We start from the raw sequence: 6,370 nt of genomic DNA, 5'->3' as shown, positions 1-6,370 counted from the left end.
GCCCTGACGCGGCGTGAGCTTCGGCGAGAAAGGTTCGGTTCTGAACGTGTAGAGCACTGCCGGAGGCGGTGAATTTCTCGGCCATTCGAGAAGCCTCGTCCAAAATGGGAATGGCCAACGCAGGCCGACCCAGCGCCGTCTGCAGAGAACCGTATTGTCCCATCGATGCGGCAACGGCCGCCGAGTCTCCGGAAATCGCGCGCTGCCCTTCGAAGGCATGCTTCAACTCACGCTCAGCGTCGGCAACGCGGCCGACGCGATAGGACAGCGTTCCAACATTCGCTCGCATCACCAATGCAGGAACATCCTCACCCGACCCAAGCGCATCATGAATTGCGAGCGCCTTCCGATACGCCGAAGTAGCTTCCTCGAGCCGATTGGCATTCATCAGTGCGATGCCGAGTGAGTTATAGAGGATCGCCGTCTCGCTGTGATTCTCGCCGGAAAGCGCGACACGCTCGCCAATCGCTTGTTCGTTAGTAGCAATGGAGCCAGCCAAGTCACCTTGAGCTCGTTGCAGCCGTGCACGAATAGCCAGCCCTTCCACGTGTGGTTCGGCGTAACGAGTTCGATCTGTGTTCCAGAATTGCTCTGCAGGTGGCAGCAGCTCAGCCGCGCGTTGCAAGTTCCCGCGAGACAGTTCGGCGTGTGAGAGCTTTTGCTTTACCAAGGCCACTGTTTCCGGATTGGCCTCAGGCCCGGCTTGTTTCAGATAGCCTTCGAGCAAGGGCACTTGCCCAGCCACATCCTCGAGCGCGCCGTACAAGTCGGCGAGGGTCTCGACGACCTTCCCAGCGAGGTACGGATCGTCGCGATACTGTTGCAGAACGCGCTCGGCGCTCCGATCCAGCATGGCTTTGGCGGTGGTCGGGCCTGAGCCTTCCTGCACCACCGAGTTGCGAAACATTCGTGTGAGATAGGTGCGAACCGCTTCTTCGCGAGCAGCGGCGCGGCGAGCGATGTCACGTTCAACGGCGGTTCGTTCGGCTTGTTCTCGGGCTTCGCGAGCTTGCCAAAGCGCAATGCTGGCGCCGCCGAGAATGGCAGTCAGAACAGCGACGGCGGCGGCCGTAGCGACTCGATTGCGGGTGACGAACTTGGTGAAGCGATACCACGTGCTGTCGGGCCGCGCTTGAATGGGGCGGCCTTGCAAGTGATGTTCGATGTCCAGGGCAAACGCATCGGCGCTCGCATAACGTTGCGCGGGATCTTTCTTCAGCGCGCGATTCAGAATGGCATCGAGGTCACCGCGCAAGTGGCGGCTGGGAGGGCGATCCTTGGTGGCGTCGCTAGCCAGTGGCGCATCGAATTCGGTGATGGCGCGTTCGAGTTGGCCGGCGGTAGTTTGCTTGGCCGGGTAGGGCAGCGCGCCAGTCAATAGCTGATAACTCACAACGCCCAGCGCGTACACATCAGTGGCTGTGCCGATGGCCTCGCCTTTGATTTGTTCCGGTGCTGCGTATTCAGGCGTGAAGGCGCGCACGGCGAATTGTGTTTGCTCGCCGGGCTGGTTTTCCAGCAACTTGGCGACACCGAAATCCAGCAGACGCACTGAACCCTCGACAGTCACGAGCACATTGCTGGGTTTGAGATCGCGATGGACCACGAGACGCGCATGCGCATGTGCGACGGCGCGAGCTACCTGCAGGATCAGTTGCAGGATTTGCGCGACGCTCAACTCATGCTGAGCGCAGTAACGATCGATGGTCTGGCCTTCGACGTATTCCATGGCCATGAATGGCCGGCCGAGATCGTCGACGCCGGCGTCGTACAGGCGCGCGATGTTGGGATGTTCGAGGCCGGCGAGAATGTCCCGCTCGCGAGCCATGCGTTCGGCGAGTCCGCCGATCCAAGTGACGTGCGGCAACTTCAGCGCCACGGTTCGTTTGAACGAACCATCGGCGCGTTCAGCGAGCCACACGCTGCCCATGCCGCCGCGGCCCAGTTCTCTTACCAATCGATACGGACCGACTTGATTGCCGGGTTCTGGTGTACTGAGCGGCGAGGTGTTGATGCCGGTGAGGCTGGTGAACTGCGGCATGTCACGCAGGAAGCCGTCGGTTTCGCGCGCGGCGTGCTTTGCTAACAACTCACGAAGGGCTGGCCTGAGTCGTGCGTACTCGCCGTCCAGCGATTCGAGCCAGCCGGCGCGTTCCGGCGCGGGCAGATCGAGCGCGGTATCGAGCAGTTCGAACATCTGCTTCCAATCTTCCGGCCCGATTTTTTGCATGGTTACTGCGCCAGGGTAGTCGCCAGAAACAAGCGCGCTTTCTCCCAATCGCGTGCTACCGAGCGCACGCTGCGATCCATTGCGTCTGCTACTTCCTCTTCGGTCATGCCGGCGAAGTAGCGCATTTCCACGACATGGACCAAGCGCGGGTCGATCTTGGCCAGTTCCTGCAAAGCTTCATGAATCTGTAACACCTCGCGCTCGCGAGGATCGGAGACGTGCGCGACGGCGACATCGAAGTCCACATGGATAGCGTCACCGCCGCGGCGGTCGGCCGATCGACGACGCACGAAATCGACCACGATGGAACGCATGACCTGAGCGGCGTAGCCCATGAAATGACCGCGGTCGTTGGCTTCGATGGCGCCGGCTTTGAACAAGCGCAAGTAGGATTCGTGCACCAACGCAGTGGTGTCGAGCAACGTGAACTGACCGCTACGACGCAAGCGCGCGTGTGCCAGTTGGCGCAGATCGTTATAAAGCAGATTGAACAGCTGCTCGACGGCGCCGGTATCGCCGCGCCGGGAGGCATCGAGCAGTAAAGTGACTTGCGACATGCGGATCCATCGGCACCGCGGACAGCCGGGAATTTAGCATAGGGCGCGCCCGGCGCCGGCCCGTTCAGTTTTTGGGGGCGGTCTCGGCTTTGGCTTCCAGTGTCGACCAGCGTTCGAATTTTTCTGACATCTGCCGTTCCAGATCTTCGGCAAGTTTGCGGTCCGTCTTGAGCTGCTCGGGGCCTTGTTTGTGATACTCGGCTGAGCTCATGCGCGCGGTCAGCTCTTGCTGACGTTGTTCCAGCGCTTCGATCTCGATGGGCAATTGCGCCAGCTCGCGAGTTTCTTTGTAGCTGAGTTTGACCGGTGTCGGCGCGCGGGCTGCCCCTTTGGCTTCCTGCTTGGATTTGGCCTGAGCAGCAGTCAGCGGCGCGGGGCGTTGTGCCAGCCAGTCGGTGTAGCCGCCGACGTATTCCTGCCAGCGGCCGTTGCCTTGCGCGACCAGGGTCTGTGTCACCACATTGTCCAAAAAGGTACGGTCGTGGCTCACCAGCAGCAGTGTGCCGTTGTAGTTTTGTAGCGTGTTTTCCAGCAATTCCAACGAATCGATGTCCAGGTCGTTGGTGGGTTCGTCCATCACCAGCACGTTGGCCGGCCGCGCGAACAGGCGGGCCAACAGCAAGCGATTACGCTCGCCGCCGGACAACGCCTTGACCGGCGAATTGGCCCGCTGCGCCGGAAACAAGAAATCGCCGAGATAGGTGGTCACGTGTTTGCGCTCGTTGCCGATCTCGATCCAGTCCGACCCCGGGCTGATGGTTTCGGCCACGGATTTGTCCGGATCCAGTTGTTCGCGCAATTGATCGAAATAAGCCACCGCGACATTCGTGCCGAGCCGCACGTCGCCGCTGTCCGGTTCCAGCTTGCCCAGAATCAATTTGATCAAAGTAGATTTGCCGGCGCCGTTGACGCCGATCAAACCGAGCCGGTCGCCGCGCATGATGCGCATGGAAAGATCGCGCACGATGGTTCGGTCGCTGAAAGATTTGCTGACATCGGTCAGCTCGGCCACCAACTTGCCGGAACGGTCGCCCGAGTCGAGCGTAAGTTTGACGCTACCCATTTGCTCACGACGCGCGGCACGCTGTTCGCGAAGTGATTCGAGCCGGCGTACGCGACCTTCATTGCGAGTTCGGCGTGCTTCGACGCCCCGACGAATCCAGACCTCTTCCTGTGCCCAGAATTTGTCGAATTTGCGATTGACCACTTCTTCGGCCGCCAGTTGTTCGCTCTTGCGCGTCTCGTAAGTGGCGAAGTTGCCGGGATACGAGCGCAGCAGGCCGCGATCCAATTCCACGATGCGCGTGACCACCCGATCCAAAAACGCTCGGTCGTGAGTGACGATGATGGAGGCCGGGCCCTTGATCAGCAGATCTTCCAGCGCGGTGATGCCCTCGATGTCCAGATGGTTGGTCGGTTCGTCGAGTAACAGCAGTTCGGGCTCGAGCGCCAGCGCCAACGCTAGCGCGGCTCGTTTGCGTTCACCGCCCGACGTGGTTTCCGGCGCGCGCTCGGAGGCCACGCCGAGCCGCTGTAAGAATTCGCTGAGCCGGGCTTCGAGCCGCCAACGTTCGCGTTCGTCGTGAATTTCATCCAGCTTGGCGCGAGCGACCAGGCTGTCGCGCACCGTCTCGGCCGGCGGCAACAACGGTTCCTGCTCGACGAACACGATCTTGAGCCCGTCCTGCTTCGCCAGTTCGCCGTCATCCAACGGCGCCAGGCCGGTGATGATTTTGAGCAGCGAGGATTTGCCGGTGCCATTCCGGCCGATCAGCCCGACGCGTTCGCGCTCGTCGATGGCGAAGTTGGCGCGATCCAGCAGCGGATGCAGGCCATAGGCAAGTTCGGCGTTACGCAGCGTGAGCAGGGGCATGGTCGGTGGGGCGAGCGTTCGGGGGCCCGAATGATAGCGGCGAAGCCCATCGGCGGGCTGGAAATCGCCGGCGCGGGCCTACAATAGGCCCATGCGCATCGCCAAACCGATATTGTTGGTCACCACGCCGGTGGGCCTGGTTCTGGGTCTGTACGAGGGCTGGCGCCTGGCGGGCGGCCTGGTTTTCATCATGGCCGCATTGATGCTGGTCATTGGCGCCGCGTTCGGCTCGGTGGTCTACACCATCCGGAAGGAGCGCGCCGAGGAAGAGCGCAAGAAGGCGGCAGAGGGCCAGCCGCGCACGCCGGGCGTTGGGCCGGGCGCTACTTAGCGCGCCGTTCGATCACCAGGCTCTGGATGGCACGGCCAAAGTAGCCGCGCTCATCGCCGAGTTTGGCGAACGCCAGGCCGGCGCCGCGCTCGCCGATCCAGGTCTGCGCGTCCAGCAGAATCCATTCGCCCACTGGCTGACGCGCCAGGCTGATGGTCAGGTCGGCGTTGATGAAGGTCCATTCGGCGAAGTCGAGTACCGCAGACACGCCGTTACAAAAATCTCCCGTCATGGCTGCGCGCATCAGCGGCGTGATCGCTTCACCGGCGATGATGGGACGATGCGCATGAAACCACAGCGCACCCGGGCCCAGCTTTCCAAACTCGCCACGCACCGAGCGTAACGTCACGCCGGAAGCAAACTGCTCATAGCTGCTGAAACGGATCTTGGACTCGCGGCCTTGCTCCGGTCCGGGCAACAGGATTTGTTCGTCGATCACATGCTCGGGCAGCTCGAGTTCCGCTTGTCGCATCTTGAGCACGGTGGCGCGCACGCAGGCCACGCCTTCATGTAACAAGGTGACATTCAGTACTTGGATCTTGCGGCCTTCGCGCTGCACGTCGATTTTGATTGCCAGCGGCGCGACCGGAATGGGTCGTAACAAATCGAACGTCATGCGCACGACTTGCATGGGTTCGCGGACCGGCATGCGTTCCACGGCCCACGCGATCAGCGAAGCGGGCGCGCCGCCATGCTGTAAACCAGGATCCCAGGGGCCGGCAGAACACGGCTGCGCGTGCGCGATTGAACCTTCGACTTGGTAGACGTAACTCATGGCGGTAGCCGCAGCGACGGCAAGAAAGCTTCCAGCCCCGATTCTGACAGAGTCGCGTCCATGGGTGTGCCGAACGCCGGCCGGTGCAGGCGTGAACTGAGGCTGAATATGTCATCAAATAGCGCCAGTCGCCCCGGAAATCAGCAGCCGCCAGCGAGCTTGCCGATCGGTGCATCTAACTGGCTGAATGCTGCGATATGCTTCGCACGACACCGTTGCCTTTCCGGGGCTTGCAGCGGGGTTCCGACAATTTCGGTACAGTCTGGTCCCCAACGTCGCAGCATGGGTGATCGCTCGGCATGAAGCATAAACGAGTCATCGCTGCCGCCATCGCGGTGGCCGCGTTCGCCGGGTTGCCGGTCGCGCAGGCGGCGCAGCCTGGCTTTTATATCGGCGGCTTGTACGGTCAGGGGGACAAGCAGCTCGATATCCAAGGTTTCGATGCTTACGGTGCCACCGTGGTGTATCCGGCCTCCAGCGTGCAGCTCACCGTGGAATCGAAAACCACGTCGCTGGACAAGAGCGATGCCGCGTTCGGTTTCTTCGCCGGTTATCGTTTCAACACTCACCTGGCCGTCGAGGCGGGCTACATCGACCTCGGCAG

The 6,370-nt window shown here is 61.6% G+C and carries 6 protein-coding genes; 2 read left to right on the top strand and 4 right to left on the bottom strand.

Annotated elements, in window-relative coordinates:
• The 3 genes from JNL55_RS19020 to JNL55_RS19010 all read right to left on the bottom strand — a co-directional run.
• A partial coding sequence (locus JNL55_RS19020) for a serine/threonine-protein kinase (protein WP_293857228.1) occupies window positions 1-2,230 on the bottom strand: 2,230 nt, incomplete at its 3' end.
• Window positions 2,231-2,232: 2 nt separating this feature from the next.
• The gene (locus tag JNL55_RS19015) at window positions 2,233-2,787 is read right to left on the bottom strand and encodes an ECF-type sigma factor (RefSeq protein ID WP_293857225.1); all 555 of its coding nucleotides are present in this window, start codon (window positions 2,785-2,787) and stop codon (window positions 2,233-2,235) included.
• Window positions 2,788-2,851: 64 nt separating this feature from the next.
• Window positions 2,852-4,660, bottom strand: a complete 1,809-nt coding sequence (locus JNL55_RS19010; protein ID WP_293857222.1) for an ATP-binding cassette domain-containing protein — start codon at window positions 4,658-4,660, stop codon at window positions 2,852-2,854.
• Window positions 4,661-4,751: 91 nt separating this feature from the next.
• Between JNL55_RS19010 and JNL55_RS19005 the strand changes: the two genes are divergently transcribed.
• Window positions 4,752-4,991 (top strand): hypothetical protein, encoded by a 240-nt coding sequence (locus JNL55_RS19005; RefSeq protein ID WP_293857219.1) that lies wholly within the window; start codon window positions 4,752-4,754, stop codon window positions 4,989-4,991.
• On the opposite strand, the gene JNL55_RS19000 is transcribed toward JNL55_RS19005, so the two are convergent.
• On the bottom strand, window positions 4,984-5,766 hold the full coding sequence (locus tag JNL55_RS19000) for a thioesterase family protein (protein ID WP_293857216.1): 783 nt from the start codon (window positions 5,764-5,766) through the stop codon (window positions 4,984-4,986). The genes JNL55_RS19005 and JNL55_RS19000 overlap by 8 nt on opposite strands.
• A gap of 299 nt (window positions 5,767-6,065) precedes the next feature.
• On the opposite strand from JNL55_RS19000, the gene JNL55_RS18995 reads away from it, so the two are divergent.
• A partial coding sequence (locus JNL55_RS18995; protein WP_293857213.1) for an outer membrane beta-barrel protein occupies window positions 6,066-6,370 on the top strand: 305 nt, incomplete at its 3' end.

It is taken from the genome of Steroidobacter sp., assembly GCF_016790065.1.
In the GTDB taxonomy this organism is placed as follows: domain Bacteria; phylum Pseudomonadota; class Gammaproteobacteria; order Steroidobacterales; family Steroidobacteraceae; genus Steroidobacter.
Note: the sequence above shows the minus strand (reverse complement) of the source record. Positions and strands in the feature narration are given on the sequence as shown.